This window comes from Mycobacterium sp. (assembly GCF_035499775.1).
Taxonomy (GTDB): Bacteria; Actinomycetota; Actinomycetes; order Mycobacteriales; family Mycobacteriaceae; genus Mycobacterium.
Genome location: NZ_DATJYB010000570.1, coordinates 1 through 23433, shown reverse-complemented (window position 1 = coordinate 23433; position 23433 = coordinate 1). Strand labels below are relative to the sequence as shown.

Annotated in this window: 25 protein-coding genes and 1 pseudogene; 21 read left to right on the top strand and 5 right to left on the bottom strand. The window is 67.7% G+C overall.

Going from position 1 to position 23433, the window contains the following annotated elements; genetic code table 11:
* Both VML93_RS34600 and VML93_RS34595 read left to right on the top strand, forming a co-directional pair.
* The coding region (locus VML93_RS34600; RefSeq protein WP_325617741.1) for an ATP-dependent Clp protease ATP-binding subunit at nucleotides 1–1692 on the top strand (1692 nt) is incomplete at its 5' end.
* A 640-nt stretch (nucleotides 1693–2332) separates the two neighbouring features.
* On the top strand, nucleotides 2333–2755 hold the full coding sequence (locus VML93_RS34595) for a hypothetical protein (protein ID WP_325617740.1): 423 nt from the start codon (nucleotides 2333–2335) through the stop codon (nucleotides 2753–2755).
* A gap of 67 nt (nucleotides 2756–2822) precedes the next feature.
* Here VML93_RS34595 and VML93_RS34590 read toward each other — a convergent pair whose 3' ends face one another.
* Nucleotides 2823–3626, bottom strand: a complete 804-nt coding sequence (locus VML93_RS34590) for an enoyl-CoA hydratase/isomerase family protein (RefSeq protein ID WP_325617738.1) — start codon at nucleotides 3624–3626, stop codon at nucleotides 2823–2825.
* Between the two features lie 130 nt (nucleotides 3627–3756).
* Here VML93_RS34590 and ttfA point away from each other — a divergent pair, with 130 nt between their 5' ends.
* Genes ttfA through VML93_RS34565 form a run of 5 tightly spaced genes read left to right on the top strand, consistent with a single transcriptional unit; the run spans nucleotide 3757 to nucleotide 7560 of the window.
* Nucleotides 3757–4599: a trehalose monomycolate transport factor TtfA gene (gene ttfA, locus VML93_RS34585; protein ID WP_325617736.1), complete on the top strand. Its 843-nt coding sequence runs from the start codon at nucleotides 3757–3759 to the stop codon at nucleotides 4597–4599.
* A gap of 56 nt (nucleotides 4600–4655) precedes the next feature.
* Nucleotides 4656–5438 (top strand): SDR family oxidoreductase, encoded by a 783-nt coding sequence (locus VML93_RS34580; protein ID WP_325617734.1) that lies wholly within the window; start codon nucleotides 4656–4658, stop codon nucleotides 5436–5438.
* Nucleotides 5425–6009 carry an orotate phosphoribosyltransferase gene (pyrE, locus tag VML93_RS34575; RefSeq protein ID WP_414686525.1) on the top strand — a complete coding sequence of 195 codons (585 nt, stop codon included), beginning with the start codon at nucleotides 5425–5427 and terminating at the stop codon, nucleotides 6007–6009. The genes VML93_RS34580 and pyrE overlap by 14 nt, the downstream gene beginning before the upstream one ends.
* Before the next feature lie 10 nt (nucleotides 6010–6019).
* Nucleotides 6020–6919, top strand: coding sequence for a hypothetical protein (locus tag VML93_RS34570; protein ID WP_325617732.1), 900 nt, complete (start codon nucleotides 6020–6022; stop codon nucleotides 6917–6919).
* Entirely contained in the window at nucleotides 6916–7560 is a 645-nt protein-coding gene (locus tag VML93_RS34565) for an RNA methyltransferase (RefSeq protein WP_325617730.1), read from the top strand. The genes VML93_RS34570 and VML93_RS34565 overlap by 4 nt, the downstream gene beginning before the upstream one ends.
* A gap of 107 nt (nucleotides 7561–7667) precedes the next feature.
* Here VML93_RS34565 and VML93_RS34560 read toward each other — a convergent pair whose 3' ends face one another.
* The gene (locus VML93_RS34560; protein ID WP_325617728.1) at nucleotides 7668–7883 is read right to left on the bottom strand and encodes a dodecin family protein; all 216 of its coding nucleotides are present in this window, start codon (nucleotides 7881–7883) and stop codon (nucleotides 7668–7670) included.
* 16 nt (nucleotides 7884–7899) lie between these two features.
* A complete protein-coding gene (locus VML93_RS34555; RefSeq protein ID WP_325617726.1) occupies nucleotides 7900–8865 on the bottom strand; it encodes a LysR family transcriptional regulator in 966 nt (321 codons plus the stop codon).
* A 23-nt stretch (nucleotides 8866–8888) separates the two neighbouring features.
* Between VML93_RS34555 and VML93_RS34550 the strand changes: the two genes are divergently transcribed.
* The 11 genes from VML93_RS34550 to VML93_RS34500 all read left to right on the top strand — a co-directional run bounded on the left by VML93_RS34550 (nucleotide 8889) and on the right by VML93_RS34500 (nucleotide 19808).
* Nucleotides 8889–10070, top strand: coding sequence for an XdhC/CoxI family protein (locus VML93_RS34550; RefSeq protein WP_325617724.1), 1182 nt, complete (start codon nucleotides 8889–8891; stop codon nucleotides 10068–10070).
* Between the two features lie 32 nt (nucleotides 10071–10102).
* Nucleotides 10103–10993 carry a xanthine dehydrogenase family protein subunit M gene (locus VML93_RS34545; RefSeq protein WP_325617722.1) on the top strand — a complete coding sequence of 297 codons (891 nt, stop codon included), beginning with the start codon at nucleotides 10103–10105 and terminating at the stop codon, nucleotides 10991–10993.
* 3 nt (nucleotides 10994–10996) lie between these two features.
* Entirely contained in the window at nucleotides 10997–11476 is a 480-nt protein-coding gene (locus VML93_RS34540; RefSeq protein ID WP_325617720.1) for a (2Fe-2S)-binding protein, read from the top strand.
* On the top strand, nucleotides 11473–13872 hold the full coding sequence (locus VML93_RS34535; protein WP_325617719.1) for an aerobic carbon-monoxide dehydrogenase large subunit: 2400 nt from the start codon (nucleotides 11473–11475) through the stop codon (nucleotides 13870–13872). Before VML93_RS34540 ends, VML93_RS34535 begins: the two co-directional genes overlap by 4 nt.
* A 49-nt stretch (nucleotides 13873–13921) precedes the next feature.
* Entirely contained in the window at nucleotides 13922–14800 is an 879-nt protein-coding gene (locus tag VML93_RS34530) for an XdhC family protein (RefSeq protein ID WP_325617745.1), read from the top strand.
* Complete coding sequence (locus VML93_RS34525) at nucleotides 14797–15387, top strand: nucleotidyltransferase family protein (protein ID WP_325617717.1); 591 nt, start codon at nucleotides 14797–14799, stop codon at nucleotides 15385–15387. Before VML93_RS34530 ends, VML93_RS34525 begins: the two co-directional genes overlap by 4 nt.
* Complete coding sequence (locus VML93_RS34520; RefSeq protein ID WP_325617715.1) at nucleotides 15384–16262, top strand: MoxR family ATPase; 879 nt, start codon at nucleotides 15384–15386, stop codon at nucleotides 16260–16262. The genes VML93_RS34525 and VML93_RS34520 overlap by 4 nt, the downstream gene beginning before the upstream one ends.
* Before the next feature lie 14 nt (nucleotides 16263–16276).
* Nucleotides 16277–16933: an SRPBCC family protein gene (locus tag VML93_RS34515; protein WP_325617713.1), complete on the top strand. Its 657-nt coding sequence runs from the start codon at nucleotides 16277–16279 to the stop codon at nucleotides 16931–16933.
* A 16-nt stretch (nucleotides 16934–16949) separates the two neighbouring features.
* Nucleotides 16950–18146 carry a VWA domain-containing protein gene (locus tag VML93_RS34510; protein WP_325617711.1) on the top strand — a complete coding sequence of 399 codons (1197 nt, stop codon included), beginning with the start codon at nucleotides 16950–16952 and terminating at the stop codon, nucleotides 18144–18146.
* Nucleotides 18147–18237: 91 nt separating this feature from the next.
* A complete protein-coding gene (locus tag VML93_RS34505) occupies nucleotides 18238–18534 on the top strand; it encodes a DUF732 domain-containing protein (protein WP_414686524.1) in 297 nt (98 codons plus the stop codon).
* A 161-nt stretch (nucleotides 18535–18695) separates the two neighbouring features.
* Nucleotides 18696–19808, top strand: a complete 1113-nt coding sequence (locus VML93_RS34500; RefSeq protein WP_325617709.1) for a glycoside hydrolase family 76 protein — start codon at nucleotides 18696–18698, stop codon at nucleotides 19806–19808.
* 102 nt (nucleotides 19809–19910) lie between these two features.
* Here VML93_RS34500 and VML93_RS34495 read toward each other — a convergent pair whose 3' ends face one another.
* Nucleotides 19911–20606: a DedA family protein gene (locus VML93_RS34495; protein WP_325617707.1), complete on the bottom strand. Its 696-nt coding sequence runs from the start codon at nucleotides 20604–20606 to the stop codon at nucleotides 19911–19913.
* A 75-nt stretch (nucleotides 20607–20681) separates the two neighbouring features.
* Between VML93_RS34495 and fbaA the strand changes: the two genes are divergently transcribed.
* Nucleotides 20682–21716: a class II fructose-bisphosphate aldolase gene (gene fbaA / locus VML93_RS34490; RefSeq protein WP_325617705.1), complete on the top strand. Its 1035-nt coding sequence runs from the start codon at nucleotides 20682–20684 to the stop codon at nucleotides 21714–21716.
* 18 nt (nucleotides 21717–21734) lie between these two features.
* Here the strand turns inward: fbaA and VML93_RS34485 are convergent, their stop codons facing one another.
* Nucleotides 21735–22598, bottom strand: coding sequence for a hypothetical protein (locus VML93_RS34485; protein WP_325617703.1), 864 nt, complete (start codon nucleotides 22596–22598; stop codon nucleotides 21735–21737).
* Nucleotides 22599–22680: 82 nt separating this feature from the next.
* Between VML93_RS34485 and VML93_RS34480 the strand changes: the two genes are divergently transcribed.
* Entirely contained in the window at nucleotides 22681–23094 is a 414-nt protein-coding gene (locus VML93_RS34480) for a DUF3151 domain-containing protein (protein WP_325617701.1), read from the top strand.
* Between the two features lie 59 nt (nucleotides 23095–23153).
* A pseudogene (locus VML93_RS34475) lies at nucleotides 23154–23360 on the top strand (serine/threonine protein kinase); the annotation flags it as partial.
* Nucleotides 23361–23433 lie beyond the last annotated feature (73 nt).

Sequence of the window (23433 nt, the reverse complement as noted above, 5' to 3'; positions counted from 1 at the left end):
GCCGGCGCGACCGGTGAGTCGGCCATGGACGCCGGCAACATGATCAAGCCGATGCTGGCTCGCGGCGAGCTGCGCCTGGTCGGTGCCACCACGCTCGACGAGTACCGCAAGTACATCGAGAAGGACGCCGCGCTGGAGCGGCGCTTCCAGCAGGTGTTCGTCGGGGAGCCGTCGGTGGAGGACACCGTCGGCATCCTGCGCGGACTCAAGGACCGCTACGAGGTGCACCACGGTGTACGCATCACCGACTCCGCTCTGGTTGCTGCGGCCACGCTGTCCGACCGCTACATCACCGCACGGTTCCTGCCGGACAAGGCCATCGACCTGGTCGACGAGGCGGCGAGCCGGCTGCGGATGGAGATCGACTCGCGGCCCGTCGAGATCGACGAGGTCGAGCGCCTGGTGCGCCGGCTCGAGATCGAAGAGATGGCGCTGGCCAAGGAAGAGGACGCCGCGTCCAAGGAGCGGCTGGACAAGCTGCGCGCCGAGTTGGCCGACCAGAAGGAAAAGCTGGCCGAGCTGACGGCCAAGTGGCAGAACGAGAAGAACGCGATCGACGTCGTCCGCGAGCTCAAGGAGCAGCTGGAGACGTTGCGCGGGGAGTCCGAGCGCGCCGAGCGCGACGGTGACCTGGCCAAGGCCGCCGAGCTGCGGTACGGCCGCATCCCCGAGGTGGAGAAGAAGCTGGACGCCGCGTTGCCGCAGGCCGAGGCCCGCGAGAACGTGATGCTCAAGGAAGAGGTCGGCCCCGACGACATCGCCGATGTGGTGTCGGCATGGACCGGCATCCCGGCCGGACGGCTGCTGGAAGGCGAGACCGCCAAGTTGCTGCGCATGGAGGACGAGCTGGGCAAGCGCGTCGTCGGGCAGCGCAAGGCCGTCCAGGCCGTCTCCGACGCTGTGCGGCGTTCCCGGGCCGGGGTCGCCGACCCCAACCGGCCGACCGGATCGTTCATGTTCCTGGGCCCCACCGGCGTCGGCAAGACCGAGCTGGCCAAGGCGCTGGCCGACTTCCTGTTCGACGACGACCGCGCGATGGTTCGCATCGACATGAGCGAGTACGGCGAGAAGCATTCGGTGGCCCGGTTGGTCGGAGCGCCTCCCGGTTACATCGGCTACGACCAGGGCGGCCAGCTGACCGAGGCGGTACGCCGGCGGCCCTACACCGTGGTGCTGTTCGACGAGGTGGAAAAGGCCCACCCGGACGTGTTCGACGTGCTGCTGCAGGTCCTCGACGAGGGCCGGCTGACCGACGGCCAGGGCCGCACCGTTGACTTCCGCAACACCATCCTCATCCTGACTTCCAACCTGGGGTCGGGCGGTACCGAGGAGCAGGTAATGGCGGCGGTGCGTGCCAAGTTCAAGCCGGAGTTCATCAACCGGCTCGACGATGTGCTGGTCTTCGACGCCCTGAACCCCGACGAGCTGGTCCAGATCGTGGACATCCAGTTGCAGCAGCTGGCCAAGAGGCTGGCGCAGCGGCGGCTGCAGCTCGAGGTGTCGCTGCCGGCCAAGGAGTGGCTGGCGCGGCGCGGGTTCGACCCGGTGTACGGCGCGCGGCCGTTGCGGCGGTTGGTGCAGCAGGCGATCGGCGACCAGCTGGCCAAGATGCTGCTTTCCGGTGACGTGCACGACGGCGACGTGGTGCCGGTCAACGTCAGCGCGGACGGCGAGTCGCTGGTCCTGGGCTAGTGGCGATCGCAAGCGCGGCGTAGCCGGGCGCAGCGGGTCGCCACCATCTGGGCGGAGAGGCGCGAGCAGACGCAAACGCACCCCAAAACCTCGGTTTTGGGGTGCGTTTGCGTCTCTGGTCGGCGCCGAGACTGAACTGGCGGCGCCGAGACTGCATACAGGTCGCGGTTGAGCGCCAACACCACGCCCTCACTTCAGTCTCGGTGAAACGGTCCTAATCGGGTCGGCTCCCAGCTCGAATTCTCGGAGCGCATTTCGCGATCAACGCGCCTTTCGTAACACCGACCATCGCCGGTGCTCCGCACATCAGGACCTCTCACGCCGGATCGCGGTAGTCGCGCGCGGGCTCCAGGTTCCTCCGACTGGGGTGGCCCGGCGTCAGGAATTCCTGAGAATTCGCCAAGGGCCCGCTGGGACCTTCATTTGTACATGTTTGGTGTCAAGCAAGCACTAGCTGTGAGGAGAGGGCGGTTCATTCAGTAACAGCGAATCCCGAATCATCGCCAGTCGCCCACAGGGCGATCGATGGCAACTCGTTGAGCAGTGCCCCACAAGAGAAAAGGAGAAGCCGATGTCGACAGAAAACACTGCATCCCAACCGTGTTGGTGGTGCGGCCAGCCGCGGTCCGAGGAATCGGCCATGGTGAATTACGAGCTCCACAAAAATGCCAGATCCGAAACCGTCTCCGGCAACCTCAAGAAAGTGTCGTGGCAGAGCCTCAAGGTTCCCATTCCCCGTTGCGACTCGTGTCGACGCAAACACGGTGTCGCCCAGCGGGTGCCTGCCCTGGCTGGCGTCGCGGGCGCAGTCGTCGCCGGCGTGGTGATCTACCTTCTGACCCAGGATTGGGAATCGACATCCCGGAGCGACACCAAGGGATGGATGGTGCTGTTCCTGATCGTCGTCATCGTGTCGGGCGCGGTCGCGTTTTTCTTCGGCCAGGTTGCGGCGAACAAATCGCTGCGGGGCGCTGGCACACGGCCATACTGGGAGGCGCAGTCTCACCCAACGGTTGCCGAACTACGCGCGCAGGGATGGGGGATTGGACGGCCCAAGACATGACTACCGCGACAGCGGATCCGGCGGTCTGCCCGTCTGCCTAACGTGCAGTCCGCGCAGCGGTGACCTATTAACCGCCCAGCTCGAACTTTCGGGTCTGGGCGCCGGCGTCGACGATCGCTTTCAAGAGCGCACGGGCGGCCGGTTGCGCGGCGGTCTCGCGAAGGACCTGATCCTCGATGCGCAGCCCGGCCCCAAGATCGCCGGCAGCAGCGTCGACGGCCCGCTTGGCGGCCGCGATCGCTGTCAAACGGCTCGCTGCAATTCGGGCGGCGAGCTTGTCGACGAACGGGCCCAGCTCGTCGGCCGGCAGCGCCCGATTGACGTATCCCCAGGCCTCGGCGGTCGCGGCGTCGACGTCCATGCAGCCGAGGATCACTTCCAGGGCCCGGGCACGCCCGACGAGTCGCGGCAGTCGCTGCGTGCCCCCGCCGCCGGGGATGATCCCGACCGACACCTCGGGATGGCCCAAAACGGTGGTGCCTAGCGCGGCGTAGCGCATGTCGAACGCCATCACGAACTCGCAGCCGCCGCCGCGGCAGACCCCCTCGATGACGGCGATGGTGGCCTTCGGCAGCGTCCGGACCTGCTCGGTCATGGCGTGGAAGAACGACAGCTCGTCGTGCAGCGCGATGTCGTCGGGTGGCAATTGCTCGATCAAAGCGACGTCGGCGTGCGCGATGAAGATCTCCGGGTCGGCCGAGTCGACGATCAGCACGCGCACCTCGTCGTCGGCCGCGATCTCCCGCAGCAGGCGGTCGATCTCGGTGAGCAGCGGGATATCCAGCAGGTTGATCGGTGGATTGTCGATCGTCGCCCGGCAAATGCCGCCCCGAACCGCGATGCGAATGTGCTGGTAGTCCGCGTAAGCCATGAGCGGAACCCTACGAGAGGCCGACGCCGAACCGTTCCGCAATTGGCTTTCAAATGCCTAGCAAACCTTAATTCGGTTGTGACCTGGTCGGATTCTTTGTTCGGCCCCAATAGCAGATAGGCTGTTCGGGATGGTTCCGCTCTGGTTCACCCTGTCCGCACTGTGCTTCGTCGGTGCGGCGGTGTTGCTATACGTCGACCTCGATCGGCGTCGTGGGCGCAGCAGACGCCGCAAGTCCTGGGCGCGGTCCCACGGATTCGACTTCGAACGCGAATCCACCGACATACTGCAGCGCTGGAAGCGCGGCGTGATGTCCACGGTGGGCAACGTCGTCCCGCAGAACGTGGTGCTGGGTCAGATTCGCGGCGAGGCGGTATACATCTTCGACCTCGAGGAAGTCGCGACGGTGATCGCACTGCACCGCAAAGTCGGCACCAACGTCGTGGTCGACCTGCGGCTCAAGGGGCTCAAAGAGCCGCGGGAGAGCGACATCTGGCTGCTGGGCGCAATCGGGCCGCGGATGGTGTACTCCACCAACCTGGACGCCGCCCGGCGGGCCTGCGACCGCCGCATGGTCACCTTTGCGCACACCGCCCCCGACTGCGCCGAGATCATGTGGAACGAGCAGAACTGGACGTTGGTCAGCATGCCGATCGGCAGCACCCGCGACCAGTGGGACGAGGGTCTGCGCACCGTTCGCCAATTCAACGACCTGCTGCGGGTGCTGCCTCCGCTGCCCCAGGACACCGCCGACGAGCCCGAGCCACGTAATGCGGCGCCGAGCCGTCCGCTGGCGCCGGCCGCGCGCGCGGAGTTGCCGCCCAGGCGTTCCGGGACCGACGTGGCCGGGTTGCTGTCCGAAGCGACCCGCCGGCCCGAGCCCGTCCGCCGGGACGAGGAGCGCCCACAAGCCGCCCGGCGCCAGCCGCCCACGGGACGCAACGGCCATCAGGCCACCAACTACCAGCGCTAATCGCACGGCGGGTGGGCCGGGAGGCCGCTGCGGCTGCCGTCATTAAGATGTCGCTCATGCCTCGTCCTGTCGCCCTGATCACTGGGCCCACGTCCGGGATCGGCGCCGGCTACGCGCGGCGCTACGCACGCGACGGCTATGACCTGGTGCTGGTTGCCCGCGACGTCGACCGGCTCAAGCAGTTGGCCGAAGAGCTGCAGGACCCCGCCGGTGGAGCCGGACAGATCGAGGTTCTGCCCGCGGATCTGGCCGATCCCGCCGACCGCGCCAAAGTCGTCGACCGGCTCGCCGCAGGAGTCCGGGTGCTGGTGAACAATGCCGGCTTCGGCACGTTCGGCGAATTCTGGACGGCCGATCCCGACGTTTTGCAGAAACAACTCGACGTCAACGTCACCGCGGTGATGCACCTGACCCGTGCGGCACTGCCGGCCATGCTCGACGCCGGCGCCGGCACCGTGATCAACATCGCCAGCGTTGCCGGGCTGGTGCCCGGACGGGGGTCGACCTATTCGGCGTCCAAGGCGTGGGTGATCTCGTTCACCGAGGGGCTGGCCGGGGGATTGGCGGGCACCGGCGTCAGCGTGCATGCCGTGTGTCCAGGGTTCGTGCACACCGAATTTCACGCCCGGGCCGGGATCGACAAGCCCAAGGTGCCGTCGTTCATGTGGCTCGAGGTCGACGACGTGGTCAGCGAAAGCCTCGCCGAGATCGCCCGCGGCAAGTTGATCATCATCCCCAGCCTTCAGTACAAGGCTGTTGTCACTGCCGGGCGGCTCATCCCGCGAAACCTGGTGCGGGCCGCCACACGACGGATCGGCGGCGGTCGTGGCCGGACCTAGGCGCGGCGACGATGCGGCCCGAGGAGGAGCCGGGCTCGAATCTCAGCGCGAGGAGCTGGCTGAGCTGGTGCGGCGGCTCTCGCTGGTGCACGGCCGCGTCACGCTGTCGTCGGGCAAGGAAGCCGACTACTACGTCGACCTGCGCCGCGCCACCATGCATCACCGGGCGTCGGCGCTGATCGGCCGCCTGATGCGGGAACTCACCGAGGACTGGGACTACGCCGTTGTCGGCGGGCTGACCCTGGGCGCCGATCCGGTAGCCACCGCGATCATGCATGCCCCCGGTCGACCGATCGACACCTTCGTAGTGCGGAAGTCCGTGAAAACCCATGGCCTGCAACGTCTTATCGAGGGGTCCGAGGTCTCCGGCCAGCGTGTGCTGGTGGTGGAGGACACCAGCACGACGGGCGGTTCGGCGCTGACCGCGGTGCGCGCCGTCCGAGACGCGGGGGGCGATGTTATCGGCGTGGCCACCGTGGTGGACCGCGCCACCGGAGCCGCCGAGGCCATCGAAGCCGAGGGACTCCGGTACCGCAGTGTGCTAGGCCTTGCCGATCTGGGGCTGAGCTAGGCCGCTATCGGTGCGCACGTTCATTGCGATAGCGGCTTGCCTGGCGGCCTGTGTGGTGGGTTGTTCGGATTCGAACCACGCCAGTCGTCCCTACGGTGCCCAGGCTGCGCGGCTGGGTGAATCGCTGTCGTTTCTCGGATGGAACATGTCCGTGTCGAACCTGCGCTGGGACGACGACTACGTCCTGATCAACGTCGACGCGTCGCCGACGGACCCCAAGGCGCAGTACGCCAAACCCGAGGACATTCGCTTCGGGCTCTACGGTGCGGTGGCACACCCGATGGAGTCCAACGGGCTGGGCAGCTGCGACGAGGCGATGACCAAAGTTCACGACATCACCACCCCGCTGTCGGCTCCTGCCGGCCGGCTGACCGGCACGGTGTGTCTGGGTCCGCTGAAAGACCGAAGCCAGGTGCGTGGGGTGTACGGCTACTCGCCGCGGGACCGGATCTCGGGCACGTCGGCCGCCTACCCGGCGGCGTTTCCGGTGGGGTTGCCGCCGACCAACGAGAACGACACCGGCTTGGTGGTCAAGACCAGTAGCGTGTCGGCCTGGCGCGCCGACGGTAAGCCGGTCACCCCGGCGCAGCTCGGTGATCCGGGGGCGTTCGCCGGCGACGGCTACATGCTGCTGGGGCTGGAGACCGACGGCGTGGCGGCGCGGTACCGCGACGACTCGGCGAGCCGTGGTGGTCCGCTGATGCTGCTCGCGTCGCCGACGCTGCCGGGCCGGGGGTTGAGCCCGGCCTGCTCGGCGTACGGGTCGGCGGTGCTGATCCTGCCCGACGCGTCGCTGGATGCGGTGCACGTCAACGCATCACTGTGTACTCAGGGTGAAATCAATCAGGCGTTGCTGTACGCGACCGTGGCGATCGTCGGCACCCACGCCGGTGTGTGGACCACACGGTGAGCGAGCCCGGGCCCACCGAATGGGGGACGCCGGCGGCCGGCGTCGGCCCCTGGGTGGGAGATCTGCCCGACGATCCGCGGTATGACCCAATCTTGTTGCGCGACGGCGATACTCGCAATGTCGTCGACGCCTACCGGTACTGGACCCGGGAGGCGATCGTCGCCGACATCGACAAGCGCCGGCATGCGCTGCATGTGGCGATCGAGAACTTCGGCCACGACGCCAACATCGGCTCGGTGGTGCGGACCGCCAACGCCTTTGCCGTGGATACCGTGCACATCGTGGGGCGGCGGCGCTGGAACCGCCGCGGCGCCATGGTGACCGATCGCTACCAGCGGTTGTGTCATCACGACAGCACGGCCACGCTGTTGGACTTCGCAGCGGGCGCCGGGTTGACCGTGGTCGCGGTGGACAACGTCCCGGGCGCTTTGCGGTTAGAGCAGACGGCGCTGCCGCGGAAGTGTCTGCTGGTGTTCGGTCAGGAAGGGCCGGGCATCACCGGCGACACCCGGGCGGGCGCGGCGATCACCGTGTCGATCGCCCAGTTCGGCTCGACCCGCAGCATCAACGCCGGTGTGGCGGCAGGGATCGCGATGCATGCCTGGATCAGGCAGCACGGGGATCTGTCGCGCGCCTGGTGAATCCCTCTTGTTGCCCCCGGCCACCGAGCGTGCGGCCAGCTCCACATTCGCCGCCGAGCGTGCGGCCCGGTGCATACGCGGCGCTGCGTCAGCACGCGATAGCGGCGTCAGCTCGGACGCGCGGGCCTCATCTTGAACGAGACCTCCAGCTTGATGCGGAAGGTCATCTTGCCGTCGCTGTCCACCGTCATGTCCTGCTCGATGACCCGGCCCACGCGGATGTCGTCGACGCTGTCTCGCGCCCGCTGCATGGCTTCGGCCGCGGCCTGCTCCCACGAGGTAGGGCTTGTCCCGATGATGTCGATCACCTTGTAAACGCTCATGGGGGAAAGCGTATAGCTAGCTCCACAACGTCACATGGACCTTGGGGCGAAACCTTGTCACGCCGACTCCGCTGCCCCGGATCATCGCCTGGATACACCGCGGCGTGGTGATGAAGCGGACCAGTTCGGAGACCGCGGGCTGGCGCGCCGACGGCGGCAACGTCGCCGCACACCACTCACCGGAGCGATCCAGACCGGGACCGCTGACGTGGACCAGTCGCCCGGCGGCAAGGTCCTTGGCGACGGCGAAGCCGATCGTCAGCGCGACGCCGCCGACGCGCTGAACTTCCTCCAAAGCGGCGGCGTCGCTCTGAAAGATCCGCTGCTGGGACTCCGGAATTACCAAGCCGCGCAACATGGTTGCGATTTCGCCGTCCACACTGCCGGCCGACGGGCCGAGCATCCACTGCTGGCTGCGCAACACTGCCGCAGCCGGAATGCCCACGGCCAGTGGGCTGTTCGGCGCGACGACGGCGATGATCTGATACTTCAGGAACGGCCGCACGAAGATCGAACCGTCCGGACCGGCGGAGCTCTCACTGGCCGGTCCGATAGCGATGTCCACGGCGCGCGAGCAGATCAGGTCGCGGAATTGGCTCGTCGGGTGCACGCTCAGCTCGACAGACAGGTCGTCGGCGCGCGACGAGAAGAGCTCGATAAGGCCGGGCGCGGCGTGTTCGGCGAACGCGCTGGACGCGGCGATCCGCAGCAGCCGGCGCCCGTGCGCGGCCTCGGTGACCTCGATCGCGGTTTGCTGTTGCAGACCCAGGATTTCGACCGCCCGGCTGGCCAGCCGCAGGCCGCCGGGCGTGAACGCCAGACCGGCGCCCGTGCGGGTGAACAACTGGTCGTCGAGTTCCTTGCGCAGCGCCGCGACGTGCATCGAGACTCCGGCGTCGGAGAGGCCGAGTTCCGCCGCGGCCGCTCGCACCGAACCCAAACGGACCACCGCCGAAAAGGCCCGAAGTTGAGCCGGAGTCATGCTGTGAGCCTACTTTGGTACTCGTGCGCGACGTTCTTGCCAAGCTGATGTCCATCTGGACGGCCGGGGACACTGCCGGTTTGGGGACGGTGGTGCGGACATTCCGGTCGGCGCCGCGCCCGCCGGGAGCGTCGATGGTGGTAGCGCCGGACGGTTCGGTGAGCGGGTCCGTGTCGGGCGGTTGCGTCGAGGGCGCCGTCTACGAACTCGCCGCCGACGCGGCACAAGCCGGCACGGCACGGCTGGAACGCTTCGGGGTCAGCGACGACGACGCCTTCGCCGTCGGGCTCACCTGCGGCGGCATCATCGACGTCTTCGTCGAATCCATGTCGCGGACGACCTTTCCCGAACTGCAAGCGGTGGCAGACGACATCGCCGAGCAGCGTGCCGTAGCGATTGCCACCGTGATCGCCCACCGGGACCCGCAGTGGGTCGGCCGCCGGCTCGTGGTGCGTCCGGACTCGGTCGTCGGATCGCTCGGTTCGGCCCGCGCCGACGCCGCGGTTGCCGACGACGCGCGAGGTCTGCTCGCGCTGGGCCGCAGCGAGGTCCTCCAGTACGGAACCGACGGGCAGCGCCTCGACGAAGGCATGGACGTCTTCGTGTCGAGTTATGCCCCGAAGCCGCGGATGCTGGTGTTCGGCGCCATCGACTTCGCCGCCGCCCTGGCTCAGCAGGGAGCGTTCCTCGGCTACCGGGTCACCGTGTGCGACGCCCGCGCGGTGTTCGCCACGCAGGCGCGCTTCCCGACGGCCGACAACGTCGTCGTCGACTGGCCGCACCGGTATCTGGCCGCCCAGGCCGAGGCGGGTGCCATCGACCGGCACACGGTCATCTGCGTGCTCACCCACGATCCGAAGTTCGACGTCCCGGTACTCGAGGTGGCGCTGCGCCTGCCCGAGGTCGGGTACGTGGGCGCGATGGGTTCGCGCCGCACCCACGACGACCGGATGAATCGGCTGCGGGCGGCGGGGCTGACCGACGCCGAGCTGAGCCGCTTGTCCAGTCCCATCGGGCTGGACCTCGGCGCCCGCACTCCGGAGGAGACGGCGGTCTCGATCGCGGCCGACGTCATCGCCCTGCGTTGGGGCGGCGGGTGCCGCCGGCTGGCCGAAATCGTCGGGCGGATCCACCACGATATTCCGGAAGAGGCGCTGGACGCGCAGGTAGAGAGCGAGTTAAAGGATCACTTAACTCGATATTGACCCCCCCTCGGGGCGGGCCGACACTGAGCCCCATGCAAGTACCTGGGCCCTTCGAATACGAACGCGCGACCAGCGTCGACAACGCCGTCGGACTGCTGGATCGGCTGGGTGACGGCGCGCGAGTGATCGCCGGCGGACACAGCCTGCTGCCGATGATGAAGCTGCGCATCGCCAACCCCGAGTACCTCGTCGACATCAACGACCTGGCGCCCGAGCTGGGATACGTGATCACCGATCCGACTCTGGTGCGCATCGGCGCCATGACCCGGCACCGCGAGCTGCTGGAGTCCGACACGCTGGCCGCGGTGTGCCCGATCTTCCGCGATGCCGAACGGGTGATCGCCGACCCGGTGGTGCGCAATCGGGGCACCCTCGGTGGTTCGCTGTGTCAGGCGGACCCGGCCGAGGATCTGTCCACCGTGTGCGCCGTGCTGGACGCGGTATGCCTGGCCCGCGGACCGTCCGGCGAACGCGAGATACCGATCGACGACTTCCTGGCCGGGCCCTACGAGACCACGCTCGCCTACAACGAGCTGCTGATCGAGGTACGGATCCCGGTGCGGCACAACACATCCAGTGCGTACCAGAAGGTGGAGCGGCGGGTCGGCGACTGGGCCGTCACCGCTGCCGGGTCGGCGCTCACCTTGGACGGCGACGCGATAGCAGCCGCCCGGGTGGGCCTGACCGCGGTGAATCCCGACCCGGCCGCGCTGGCCGAGCTCGCGTCGGGGCTGGTCGGCAAGCCCGCCACCGAAGAGACGTTCGCAGAAGCGGGCCGCCTGGCCGCGCAGGCCTGCGACCCGGTCGACGACATCCGCGGCACCGCCGAGTACAAGCGGCACCTCGCATCCGAACTGACCATCCGCACGCTGCGCACCGCCGCCGGGCGGGTGCGCAACCAGCCTGCCCCAGAAGGGAACTAAGCCATGCAGGTCAACATGACCGTCAACGGCGAACCGGTCAGCGCCGACGTCGAACCCCGGATGCTGCTGGTGCACTTTCTGCGTGATCAGTTGCGGCTCACCGGAACTCACTGGGGCTGCGACACCAGCAACTGCGGTACCTGCGTGGTCGACGTCGACGGTGTGCCGGTGAAGTCCTGCACGATGCTGGCCGTCATGGCATCCGGCCACAGCGTCCGCACCGTGGAAGGGTTAGCGGGTCCGGACGGTTCTCTCGACCCCGTGCAGGAAGGTTTCATGCGCTGCCACGGGCTGCAATGCGGTTTCTGCACACCGGGAATGATGATCACTGCCCGCGCGCTGCTGGACCGCAACCCCGACCCCGACGAGGAAACCATCCGCGAGGCCATCTCGGGGCAGATCTGCCGCTGCACCGGATACACGACGATCGTGCGTTCCATCCAGTGGGCCGCTAACAACTCGAAGGCGCAGGCCGAAGCATGACAACTATCCAATCCCGCCCGCCGTCCCCCGAAGACACCGCTGACAACGACCAAAAGCCTTGCGGCTATGGCCGGATGCTGCGTAAAGAGGACCCGCGGTTCATCCGCGGCCGAGGTAACTACGTCGACGACATCGTGCTGCCGGGCATGCTGCACCTGGCGATCCTGCGCTCGCCGTATGCCCATGCCCGCATCGCCGGCGTCGATGTGACTGCGGCACTTGCCCATCCGAAAGTCAAGGCCGTGGTGACCGGCGCCGACCTGGCCGAGAAGGGTCTGGCCTGGATGCCGACGCTATCCAACGACGTGCAGGCCGTGCTGGCCACCGACAGGGTGCGCTTCCAGGGGCAGGAAGTGGCGTTCGTCGTTGCCGAGGACCGTTATTCGGCGCGCGACGCGCTGGAACTCATCGACGTCGACTACGACCCGCTGGACCCGGTCGTGGACGTCCGCAAGGCGCTGGACCCGTCCACGGTGGTGATCCGCAGCGACCTCGAGGGCAAGACCGACAACCACTGTTTCGACTGGGAGACCGGTGATGCGGCCGCCACCGACGCGGTGTTCGCGAAGGCCGATGTGATCGCCAAGCAGGAGATCGTCTACCCGCGGGTACATCCGGCGCCGATGGAAACCTGCGGCGCGGTAGCCGATTTGGACCCGGTCACCGGCAAGCTGAGGCTGTGGACAACCAGCCAGGCGCCGCATGCGCACCGCACGGTGTACGCGTTGGTCGCCGGCCTGCCCGAACACAAGATCCAGGTGATCTCGCCCGACATCGGCGGCGGCTTCGGCAACAAGGTGCCGATCTATCCCGGTTATGTGTGCGCGATCGTGGCCTCGCTGGTGCTGGGCAAACCGGTCAAATGGATGGAGGACCGCAGCGAGAACCTCACCTCGACCGGCTTCGCGCGCGACTACATCATGGTCGGCGAGATCGCCGCCACCAAAGAGGGCAAGATCCTGGCGATCCGGACGAACGTGCTGGCCGACCACGGCGCATTCAACGGCACTGCGGCACCGGTGAAGTACCCGGCCGGTTTCTTCGGCGTATTCACCGGCAGCTACGACCTGGAAGCCGCCTACTGCCACATGACCGCGGTGTACACCAACAAGGCGCCGGGCGGTGTGGCGTATGCGTGTTCGTTCCGGATCACCGAGGCCGTGTACTTCGTGGAGCGACTGGTGGACTGCCTGGCGTTCGACCTGAAGATGGATCCGGCCGAGCTGCGGTTGCGAAACCTGTTGAAGCCCGACCAGTTTCCTTACAAGAGCAAGACCGGCTGGGTCTACGACTCGGGTGACTACGAGACCACGATGCGCAAGGCCATGGACATGATCGGTTACGACGCGCTGCGCGCCGAACAGAAGGAGCGGCGCGAGCGTGGCGAGCTGATGGGGATCGGGATGTCGTTCTTCACCGAGGCTGTCGGCGCGGGGCCGCGCAAAGACATGGACATCCTCGGCCTCGGCATGGCCGACGGCTGCGAGCTGCGGGTGCACCCGACCGGCAAAGCCGTTGTGCGCCTTTCGGTTCAGACCCAGGGCCAGGGCCACGAGACGACGTTCGCCCAGATCGTCGCCGAAGAGCTGGGCATTCCGCCCGACGACATCGACGTGGTGCACGGCGACACCGATCAGACGCCCTTCGGGTTGGGCACCTACGGTAGCCGCTCCACGCCGGTGTCGGGCGCGGCCGCAGCCCTGGTGGCGCGCAAGGTGCGCGACAAGGCCAAGATCATCGCGTCGGGCATGCTGGAAGTCTCGGTCGCCGACTTGGATTGGGAGAAGGGCAAATTCCACGTCAAGGGTGACCCGTCGGCGGCGGTGACCATCCAGGACGTCGCGATGCGCGCACACGGCGCCGGCGACCTGCCCGAAGGCATCGAAGGCGGCCTGGACGCCCAGATCTGCTACAACCCGGAGAATCTCACCTACCCGTACGGCGCGTACTTCTGTGTGGTCGATGTCGATCCGGGCACCGGGGTGGTCAAGGTGCGGAGGTTCCTGGCCGTCGACGACTGCGGCACCCGGATCAACCCGATGATCATCGAAGGTCAGGTACACGGCGGCATCGTCGACGGCATCGGCATGGCGCTGATGGAGATGATCGCCTTCGACGAGGACGGCAACTGCCTGGGCGGCTCGCTGATGGACTACCTGATCCCGACGGCCCTCGAGGTGCCGCATCTGGAGACCGGGCATACGGTGACGCCGTCGCCGCATCACCCGATCGGTGCCAAGGGCATCGGTGAGTCGGCGACCGTGGGATCGCCGCCGGCCGTGGTGAACGCGGTAGTAGATGCGTTGGCGCCGTTCGGGGTTCGGCACGCCGACATGCCGCTGACGCCGTCGCGGGTATGGGAGGCCATGCAAGGTAGAGCGAGGCCCCCGATTTAGCGCCGCGACGATGCAGAGCGATTAACGAGCGACGAGGAGGAGTGGCGCAATCAAGCAGACGACCATCAGCGAAAGGGCCCAGCAACTGCTGGAGGCGCGCACACCGTTCGTGCGCGCGACCGTGGTGCGCGCCGCCCCGCCCACCTCGGCAAACCCGGGCGACGAGGCAATCCTGTTGCCGGACGGCACAATCGAGGGCTTCGTCGGCGGGCAGTGCGCGCAGAACTCGGTGCGCAAGGCGGCGCTGGGTGCGTTGCAGGCCGGTGAAAGTGTGCTGCTGCGGGTGCTTCCCGACGGCGACGTGCATTTCCCGGAGGCGCCCAGGGCATGCGTGGTGGTCAATCCGTGCCTGTCCGGCGGCTCGCTGGAGATCTTCCTGACGCCGCAGTTGCCGCCGCCGCTGATCCGGATCTGCGGAGCCACCCCGATCGCCGACGCGCTGCTCCAGCTCTGCGGCGTACTGGGTTACGACGCGCGGCGCGAGGCCGACCTGGCCGACACCACCGCCGTCGTTCTCGCCAGCCACGGCGGACCCGAAGCCGAAATGATCCGTGCGGCAATCGACAGCGGCGTCGGGTATATCGGGTTGGTCGCCAGTAAGGTACGCGGCGCCTCGATCCTCAACGAACTCGAGCTCACCGACGCCGAGCGGGCCCGTATCCACACCCCGGTTGGTCTGGCGATCGGCGCCAAGACCCCGGCGGAGATCGCGGTGTCGATCGCGGCCGAACTCATCGCCTCCCTCCGCAGCGGCAGTCTGACCCCTGCGGCGCCGATGGAGAGCCCGCACCAGGCGGTCGACCCGGTATGCGGCATGACGGTTACCACCGGACCCGCCGCCGAACATCTTCGCCTGGCCGACACGGACTACTGGTTCTGCGGTCCGGGATGCCGGACCGCGTTCGCGGCGCAGAACGGCGGCACGTGACCAGGTCATGGGTGGCCGGCGTCGTGCTGGCGGCCGGCAGCTCCAGCCGACTGGGCACGCCCAAACAGCTTCTGCCCTATCGTGATACGACGGTGCTGGGTGCGACCTTGGAGCTCGCCCGCAGCGTCGGGTTCGACCAGCTGATCGTGACACTGGGCGGTGCCGGCCGAGCGGTGCGCGACACCGTGTCGTTGGACGGCGCCGAGGTGGTGGCTGTCGACGATTTCGGCACCGGGTGCTCGGCTTCGCTGCGTGTCGCGGTCGGACAGGTGGATCCGCGAGCCGCCGGCATCGTGCTGATGCTCGGCGACCAACCACGGGTGGACCGGGCGACCGTGCGGGCGGTGATCGCGCAAGGGCCGAAAACCGACATCATGGTGTGCCGCTACACCGATGGAATCGGACATCCATTCTGGTTGAGCCGCAATGTGTTTGACGAGATCTCGCAACTGCACGGCGACAAGGGCGTGTGGAAGCTGGTGGAGTCGGGCCGGCATCCGGTGGGCGAACTCCCCGCAGCGGGCCCGGTTCCGCTCGACGTGGACACCTGGGACGACTACCGGCGGCTGCTGGAGTCGGTGTCGTGATGTTCACGAATCCCGACGACGTGGTGCGCCGCTTCGACGCGCAGGACTACTTGCTGGACACCGGGACCGCATCGGCCATCTACCTCGCGGTCACGCTCGGCAGGCCGCTGCTGTTGGAGGGGGAGCCCGGTGTCGGCAAGACGACGGCAGCCAAAGCCCTTGCGGCGGTGCTGGATACCACCCTGGTTCGGCTGCAGTGCTACGAGGGGCTGACGGCCAGCGAAGCGCTGTACGACTGGAACTACCAACGTCAGCTGCTGTCCATCCGGCTGGCCGAAGCACAGGGGGCCGGTATTCAAGAGGCCGACCTGTATACGGAGACGTACCTGGTGGACCGGCCCATCCTGCAGTGCGTGCGGCATCGTGGGCCCACCGCCCCGGTGCTGCTGATCGACGAAATCGACCGAGCTGACGATGAATTCGAGGCGCTGCTGCTGGAGTTCCTCGGGGAGTCCGCGGTCACCGTCCCCGAGCTCGGCACCTTTGTCGCCGAGCGTCCGCCGATCGCCGTGCTCACCTCCAACCGCAGCCGCGACCTGCACGATGCGCTGCGGCGACGCTGCCTGTATCACTGGATCGACTACCCTGAGCCGGCCCGGGCGGCCGCGATCGTGCGCCGGACCGTGCCGGGGGCGACCGCGCCGCTGATCGAGCATGCCACCCAGTTCATCGGCAGCGCACGGGATCTCGACCTGGACAAGCCACCGGGCGTGGCCGAGACTATCGACTGGGTCGCCGCGCTGGTGTCGCTGGGTGTCGCCGACCTGGTGGACGCGCAGGTCGAGAGGGCGCTGGTCAGTCTCGGGGCGCTGGCCAAGACGCCCGACGATCGCGCCCTGATTCGCGAAGCATTTATCGAGTACAGCCCTACCTGAGAGGACGTTAGAGGATGAAGATCGCCAACCAGTTCACCGTCAGCGCGCCGGTTGAGCAGGCCTGGGATGTGCTGTGTGACCTGGAGCAGGTGATCCCGCTGATGCCGGGGGCGCAGCTGGTCAGCCACGAGGGTGACGACTACGTCGGTAAGGTCAAGATCAAAGTCGGGCCGGTCACCAGCGAATTCAGCGGCAAGGTGCGGTTCATCGAGCAGGACCGCGCCCAGCACCGTGCCGTCATCGACGCCAAGGGCAAGGAGTCGCGGGGCACCGGCAACGCGGCCGCCACGGTCACCGCCCAGCTGCAGGAGGACGGGGAGCGCACCCACGTCACCGTCGACACCGATTTGAAGATCGTCGGCAAGCTGGCCCAGTTCGGCAGCGGAATGCTGCAGCAGGTGTCGGAGAAGCTGTTGGGCCAGTTCGTCGACTCGCTGGAAGCGAAACTGGCTGCCGACAGTGCCGGCCCAGACGTGGCAGCGGCCCCGACCACCGTCGCGGCGCCGGGCACGCCGACAAGCAACGGCGCTCGTCAAGCCGGCGCCCCCGAGCCCGCGCCGATCGATCTGCTCGAGCTCGCCGGTGGCGACCAGCTCAAGAAGTACGGTGGCGCGGCGCTGGCCGTGGTCGCGCTGCTGGTGCTGGCCTGGCTGCTGCGCCGCCGGCGCTAGATCAGGCGCTAAAACCATGAGCGCACCTCTGCTGCTGCGGGGCGTCGACCTGGCGGCGTTCGCGGCCGCGTTGGTGGCGCGCCTGCGCAGGGCCGGTGTGTCGGTATCCGCAAGCGGCCAAGCAACTTTCGCGCAGGCACTGCAATACCTGGTACCGCAGACCACGTCGGCGATGTACTGGGCGGCGCGGCTCAGCCTGGTCAACCGGATGGAGGACCTCGCCGGCTTCGACGCGGTATTGCAGGAGGTGTTCGGGAGCATCCAGCCCGGCGACACCAGAAGCGCCGAGTCGGTCCTGCCGATCGCGGGCCCCAAGACACCCGCGGCCGGCATCGTGCAGCCCGCCGCCGGCAGCTCGAACGCGAGCGCCGAAAAGCTGCCGTGGGTCACCCGGACCGTCACCGACCAGGGCGGCGTCGCCAACACGAACGTCCTGGTGCCCGACCTGCTGCCCAGCCGCATCGCCGCCCTGGCCGACGAACCGTTCGACCAATTCGACCCCGAGGACCTCCGCCGGCTCGGCTCGTGGCTGGAAGCCTCCGTCCAGCGCTGGCCGCGGCGCCGCAGCCTGCGGTTGGAGCGCAGCCCGCACGGCAAGCGCATCGACTTGCGGGCGACGATGAACGCGTCGCGCCGGACGGGCTGGGAATCGCTCACCCTGGCGCGCACCCGGCCGCGCCGCCGCCCGCGGCGGATCGTCCTGGTCTGCGACGTCAGCCGCTCCATGCAGCCCTACGCCGCGATCTACCTGCACCTGATGCGGGCCGCGGTGCTGCGCCAGGCCCGGATCCGTCCCGAGGTGTTCGCATTTTCGACGTCGCTGACCCGGCTCACCGCGGTCTTGTCTCACCGCTCGGCCGAGGTGGCCCTGGAACGTGCCAACACCAAGGTCACCGACCGGTATGGCGGCACCTTCATCGGCCGCAGCATCGGCGCCCTGCTGGCCCCGCCGCACGGCAACGCACTGCGTGGCGCGGTGGTGATCATCGCCTCCGACGGCTGGGACAGCGACCCGCCCGACGTGTTGCAGCACGCGCTGGCCCGACTGCGTCGCCGCGCCCAGCTGCTGGTCTGGCTCAATCCGCGTGCGGCGCACAGCGCGTTCCAGCCGCTGGCCGGGTCGATGGCGGCCGCGCTGCCCTATTGCGACCTGTTCCTGCCGGCGCATTCGCTGGCCGGCCTGCAACAGCTCTTCGAGGCGCTGGCTAGTTGAAGCCGGCTTCTCCACTTCGCCGCGCGTTGCGGTGTTGGGAACCGCATAATGATGCGGTCGCACCCCTCACCGACATAAGGAGACGAGCCTGATGTCTGTTCGCAAACTGCGCCTGCTGTGTATTCCCGCCGTTGCTGCTGCCGCTTTATCCCTGAATAGCGGGATCGCCGTCGCCGACGACGACTCGTATCTGGCTCAAATGTCCAAGCTTGGCTTCACTGGTGACAAGGACACCATGATCGCGCTCGGACACGCCATCTGCGCGGACCGCAGCCAGGGTATGACCCCCGACGACCTGGCTAAAGTCGTCCAGACCAAGTTCTCCAACGCTACCTACCAGGACGCCACAGCCGCCGTCAGCGCCGCGGAATCGGCTTACTGCCCCTAATACTGTGATCGGCCGGGATCAGCCGGCCGAGAATGCCGCTCCCGGCAGCTCCGCGGCCGGAGCCGGTCGCGACGCCCGCGGCCGGCTCTTCGGCGATTTTGTGCATCCGACGCGGCACTCGTCGGCCGGGCCGACCGCGGGCTAGGGCAGGATCGGTAGGTATGGATCAGCTTTGGGCCAATCGGGCGGCCAGCGCGGAAGCCGCCGTCACGAAACGGCACCTGAAGAGGCTGTGGGCGCTGCCCGGAACCCAACTGGGAGTGGTCGCCTGGCCGTCGGACCGAAAAGACCGGTTGTTCGGCACCTGGCACTACTGGTGGCAAGCACATCTGCTGGATTGCCTGGTCGACGCACAGGTCCGTGATCCGCAGCCGGAGCGGCGCACCAGGATCGACCGGCAGATCCGCTCGCACTGGGTGCGCAACAACTTCTCCTGGACCAACAACTACTACGACGACATGGCGTGGCTGGCGCTGGCGCTGGAACGGGCCGCCCGGTTGGCCGGCGTCGAGCGCCGCCGAGCGCTGCCCAAGCTCACCGACCAGCTCGTCAAGGCCTGGGTGCCCGAGGACGGCGGTGGTATCCCGTGGCGCAAGCAGGACCAGTTCTTCAACGCCCCGGCCAACGGCCCGGCGGGGATTTTCCTGACCCGCTACGGCGACCGGCTCCAGCGGGCCGAGCAGATGGGCGACTGGATCGACCGCACGCTGATCGACCCGGACACACACCTGGTCTTCGACGGCATCAAGGGTGGCTCGCTGGTCCGCGCGCAGTACACCTACTGCCAGGGCGTCGTGCTCGGGCTGGAAACCGAGCTGGCGGCGCGCACCGGCAACGAGCGGCACGCGGAACGGGTGCATCGACTGTTGAAGGCCATTACCGAGCACATGGCGCCCTCGGGTGTGCTGCAGAGCGGCGGCGGCGGGGACGGCGGACTGTTCCCCGGCGTCACCGTCCGCTACCTCGCGCTGGTTGCCACCACGCTGCCAGGCGACTCGCCGGCCGACATTTCCGCCCGCCGCAGCGCCCGCTCATTGGTGCTGTCCTCGGCGGAGTCGGCGTGGGACCACCGGCAAACGGTCGACGGGCTGCCCGTGTTCGGGGCGTTCTGGGACCGCGACGCCGAGTTGCCCACCGCGGACGGCAAGACCGCGCAGTTCGTCCAGGGCGCGGTCAACCCCTCCGAAATCGCCGAACGCGACCTGTCGGTGCAGCTTTCCGGGTGGATGTTGATGGAAGCCGCCCACGCGGCCAGCGACGTCGACGAGGACTAGACCGCCACGCCCCCCGTCGCGAGTTCGCTCATATGTACAGGGGGAATGCGGGTTTGGCTGGCATATCGGGCGCCCTCGCGCCCCAGCCGGCCATCGGCCTTACTACTCGGGTAGCGCCGCTGGATCGGGCTCGCCCGTGAGCTCTGGCTTGGGTGCGCGGCGCCGCGACCGGTAGACCCGGACGACCGAGATCAGCGCCGGCAACAGCGAGACGAACAGGATCCCCAGGATGATGCTTTCCAGGTTCTTGTGCACGAACGGCACGTTGCCCAGGAAGTAGCCCAACACGGTCACACCGCCGCCCCAGGCGATACCGCCGACGATGTCGAACCCCAGAAATACCGGATAGCGCATATAGGACACCCCGGCCACCACCGGGACGAACGTCCGCACGAACGGCGCGAAGCGGGCCAGGATGATCGCCCAGGGCCCGTACTTCTCGAAGAACGCGTGCGACTCGGTGACGTAGTGCTTCTTGAAGAACCGGGCATCTTCCTTGTCGAACAGCGCCGGACCGATCCGCCGCCCGATGAAATAGCCGGTCTGATCGCCCAGCACCGCCACCACAGCCACGGCCGGCGCCAGCACCCAGATGCTGGCCGGTGGATCCGGGTGTGCGGCCAGCAGGCCGCCGGTGAACAGCAGCGACTCCCCGGGCAGAAATGGAAACAGCAGGCCGGTCTCGATGAAGATGATGACCAGGATCCCGGGCAGCACCGCGGAGCCGAAGACGCCGTTCTTACCGAGCCAGTACATCGGGTCGAGGATGTTCCCCAACGCCACCACGGTGGTGCTCATGATGCTTCAACATACCGGCGTTGCAATACTGAGGAGACTCAGTCTTCTCAGTAGGCCCCCCAAGGAGGGAATGTCATGCCCATCGCAACGCCCGAGGTCTACGCCGAGATGCTGGGACGTGCCAAAGAGAATTCGTACGCCTTCCCGGCTATCAACTGCACCTCCTCGGAGACCGTCAACGCCGCCATCAAAGGCTTCGCCGACGCGGAAAGCGACGGCATCATCCAGTTCTCCACCGGCGGCGCGGAATTCGCATCGGGCCTCGGGGTCAAGGACATGGTCACCGGCGCGGTGGCGCTGGCCAAGTTCACCCGCATAATCGCCGCCAAGTACCCGATCAACGTGGCGCTGCACACCGACCACTGCCCCAAGGGCAAGCTCGACACCTACGTGCGCCCGTTGCTGGCCATCTCGGCTGAGCGGGTGGCGGCCGGCAAGAATCCGCTGTTCCAGTCGCACATGTGGGACGGCTCGGCGGTGCCGATCAACGAGAACCTCGCCATCGCCCAGGAGCTGCTCAAGGAGGCCGCGGCGGCCAAGATCATCCTCGAGGTCGAGATCGGCGTAGTCGGCGGCGAGGAGGACGGCGTCGAGGGTGCGATAGACGACAAGCTGTACACCACGCCGGAGGACTTCGATAAGACCATCGACGCGCTCGGCCACGGCGAGCACGGCAAGTACCTGCTGGCCGCCACCTTCGGCAATGTGCATGGCGTCTACAAGCCCGGCAACGTCAAGCTGCGGCCCGACATTCTCGACCAGGGCCAGAAGGTCGCGATCACTAAGCTCGGACTGCCGGAGGGTTCGAAGCCCTTCGACTTCGTGTTCCATGGCGGCTCGGGCTCGCTGAAGTCGGAAATCGAAGAGGCGCTGCGCTACGGCGTGGTCAAGATGAACGTCGACACCGACACCCAGTACGCGTTCACCCGGCCACTCGCCGGCCACATGTTCAGCAACTACGACGGCGTGCTCAAGGTCGACGGCGAGGTCGGCAACAAGAAGGTCTACGACCCGCGCAGCTACCTCAAGAAGGCCGAGGCCAGCATGACCGAGCGCGTGATCGAGGCCTGCAACGACCTGCATTGCGCCGGGAAATCGTTGAGCAGCTGACCTAACAGGCTCGCGCAACTAGCCGCTGGGCGACTGGCAGACCTTCCACTGGTCGTCGCGGAACTGCAGGTCGAAGCTGCGTGTCGAGCGGACCTGCGGGTCGTAGGCCATGTACGTCGTGACGTTTGCCTCGGCGTGCTGGCCGTTGACCACGACCTCGTCGATGGTGTCGATCACCGGAATTTGCTTGGCCGCCGCAACCCGATGGTAGGTCTCCTGCCAGGAGTGCTCGTCGTACTCCACGTAGCCGTCGCGGGTGGCGCCGCAGGTGATGCTGCGCAGCGTTGCCAGGTCGCCGGACTGCAACGCGGTGTCCAGTTGCCTAATGGTCTGTCGCACCCGCTCTTCCTGCGAGGCTTTCGGGTGGTGCATGCGGGTTAACAGCACGGCAAGCAGGATCGCGATCGCCGTCACCGCCAACACGATGACAACGATCGCCAGGACCCAACCCAGCCGGCGGTTGCTGGACGCCGGTAACTTTGCTCCGGGCCGAGCCGGGATCGATTGTGGTACAGCAGTTTTCGGAGGCAACCCTGGCACCGACGGGGCCGGCTGTGTCGGCGCCACCGGTGGTTTCGCCGGGGGCGCCGGGGCGCCCTTGCGGGTCGGGATGACCTCGGTCTCGGGGTCCGAACCGGTCGGGATGACCTGGGTCTCCTTGGCGTCGAATCCGGGTGCGGTGAAGCGGCGTTCGCGCAGCCCGTCCGGATTCGTATCGCAATCCGTGTCCATGTCGGGCTTGATCACCACGGTCTCGGTCTCGGGGTCGGTGGGCAGCAAAGGTTGGTTCTCAGCGCCAGGCGCGCCAGGGCCGGTCCGCTCACCGGCCGGGTCGCCTGGGTTCAGCGGGGCGCCGCGGTCGGGCTCGGGTGCATTGCGCATGGGTTGAGAATAGCGACCGCGTCCCGGCTTGGGGCGGTGGCCGAGCTAGGTCGCCCGGGGAGCGACCGGCAAAATAGACGCCATGACGCCGATGGGTGATCTCCTGGGACCCGATCCGATCCTGCTGCCTGGCGATAGCGAGGCCGAGGAGGAGCTTCTCGCCAACGAAAACCCGGGCATCGTCGCCGCCGCACATCCGTCGGCGTCGGTCGCCTGGGCGGCGTTGGCCGAGCAGGCGCTGGCCGACGACAAGGCCATCACCGCCTACGCCTATGCCCGCACCGGCTATCACCGCGGCCTGGATCAGTTGCGCCGCAACGGCTGGAAGGGGTTCGGGCCGGTGCCGTACTCGCACGAGCCCAACCGGGGCTTCCTGCGGTGCGTGGCGGCGCTGGCCCGTGCCGCGGACGCCATCGGAGAGACCCCCGAGTACCTGCGTTGCCTGGATCTGCTCGACGACTGCGACCCCGCGGCCCGTCCGGCGCTGGGCTGCTAAGGCCGGGTGTGGTCGAGGATTCGGCGGCCGGCCAACCGGCTGGCTCCCGGGTCGGTTCGCTGTTCGCGCCGTATCGGCTGATACGACTGCTGGGCAGCACCTACTACCAGGATCCAGTGTTCCGGGAGCGGTTGTTCCGGGAGGCTTGGACGGCCGGACGGCTGCGCGAGCCGCACGTGGTGCCCATCCACGGCTGCGGTGAGATCGGCGGGCAGGTCTACCTCGACATGCGGTTGGTCCGCGGCGCGGACCTGGAATCCGTGCTGTGACACGAGGGCACCCTGGACCCGGCTCGGGCGGTGGCACCCCTTACCACCAATATGGGGTATGGGGTGAGGA

What these genes read in the sequence shown, in the direction of transcription:
- VML93_RS34595 (WP_325617740.1), top strand. Translation starts at nt 2,333, where the DNA reads ATGGTGAATTACGAGCTCCACAAAAATGCCAGATCCGAAACCGTCTCC.
- VML93_RS34590 (WP_325617738.1), bottom strand. Translation starts at nt 3,626, where the DNA reads ATGGCTTACGCGGACTACCAGCACATTCGCATCGCGGTTCGGGGCGGC.
- ttfA (WP_325617736.1), top strand. Translation starts at nt 3,757, where the DNA reads ATGGTTCCGCTCTGGTTCACCCTGTCCGCACTGTGCTTCGTCGGTGCG.
- VML93_RS34580 (WP_325617734.1), top strand. Translation starts at nt 4,656, where the DNA reads ATGCCTCGTCCTGTCGCCCTGATCACTGGGCCCACGTCCGGGATCGGC.
- VML93_RS34560 (WP_325617728.1), bottom strand. Translation starts at nt 7,883, where the DNA reads ATGAGCGTTTACAAGGTGATCGACATCATCGGGACAAGCCCTACCTCG.
- VML93_RS34555 (WP_325617726.1), bottom strand. Translation starts at nt 8,865, where the DNA reads ATGACTCCGGCTCAACTTCGGGCCTTTTCGGCGGTGGTCCGTTTGGGT.
- VML93_RS34545 (WP_325617722.1), top strand. Translation starts at nt 10,103, where the DNA reads ATGCAAGTACCTGGGCCCTTCGAATACGAACGCGCGACCAGCGTCGAC.
- VML93_RS34540 (WP_325617720.1), top strand. Translation starts at nt 10,997, where the DNA reads ATGCAGGTCAACATGACCGTCAACGGCGAACCGGTCAGCGCCGACGTC.
- VML93_RS34535 (WP_325617719.1), top strand. Translation starts at nt 11,473, where the DNA reads ATGACAACTATCCAATCCCGCCCGCCGTCCCCCGAAGACACCGCTGAC.
- VML93_RS34515 (WP_325617713.1), top strand. Translation starts at nt 16,277, where the DNA reads ATGAAGATCGCCAACCAGTTCACCGTCAGCGCGCCGGTTGAGCAGGCC.
- VML93_RS34510 (WP_325617711.1), top strand. Translation starts at nt 16,950, where the DNA reads ATGAGCGCACCTCTGCTGCTGCGGGGCGTCGACCTGGCGGCGTTCGCG.
- VML93_RS34505 (WP_414686524.1), top strand. Translation starts at nt 18,238, where the DNA reads ATGTCTGTTCGCAAACTGCGCCTGCTGTGTATTCCCGCCGTTGCTGCT.
- VML93_RS34500 (WP_325617709.1), top strand. Translation starts at nt 18,696, where the DNA reads ATGGATCAGCTTTGGGCCAATCGGGCGGCCAGCGCGGAAGCCGCCGTC.
- VML93_RS34495 (WP_325617707.1), bottom strand. Translation starts at nt 20,606, where the DNA reads ATGAGCACCACCGTGGTGGCGTTGGGGAACATCCTCGACCCGATGTAC.
- fbaA (WP_325617705.1), top strand. Translation starts at nt 20,682, where the DNA reads ATGCCCATCGCAACGCCCGAGGTCTACGCCGAGATGCTGGGACGTGCC.
- VML93_RS34485 (WP_325617703.1), bottom strand. Translation starts at nt 22,598, where the DNA reads ATGCGCAATGCACCCGAGCCCGACCGCGGCGCCCCGCTGAACCCAGGC.
- VML93_RS34480 (WP_325617701.1), top strand. Translation starts at nt 22,681, where the DNA reads ATGACGCCGATGGGTGATCTCCTGGGACCCGATCCGATCCTGCTGCCT.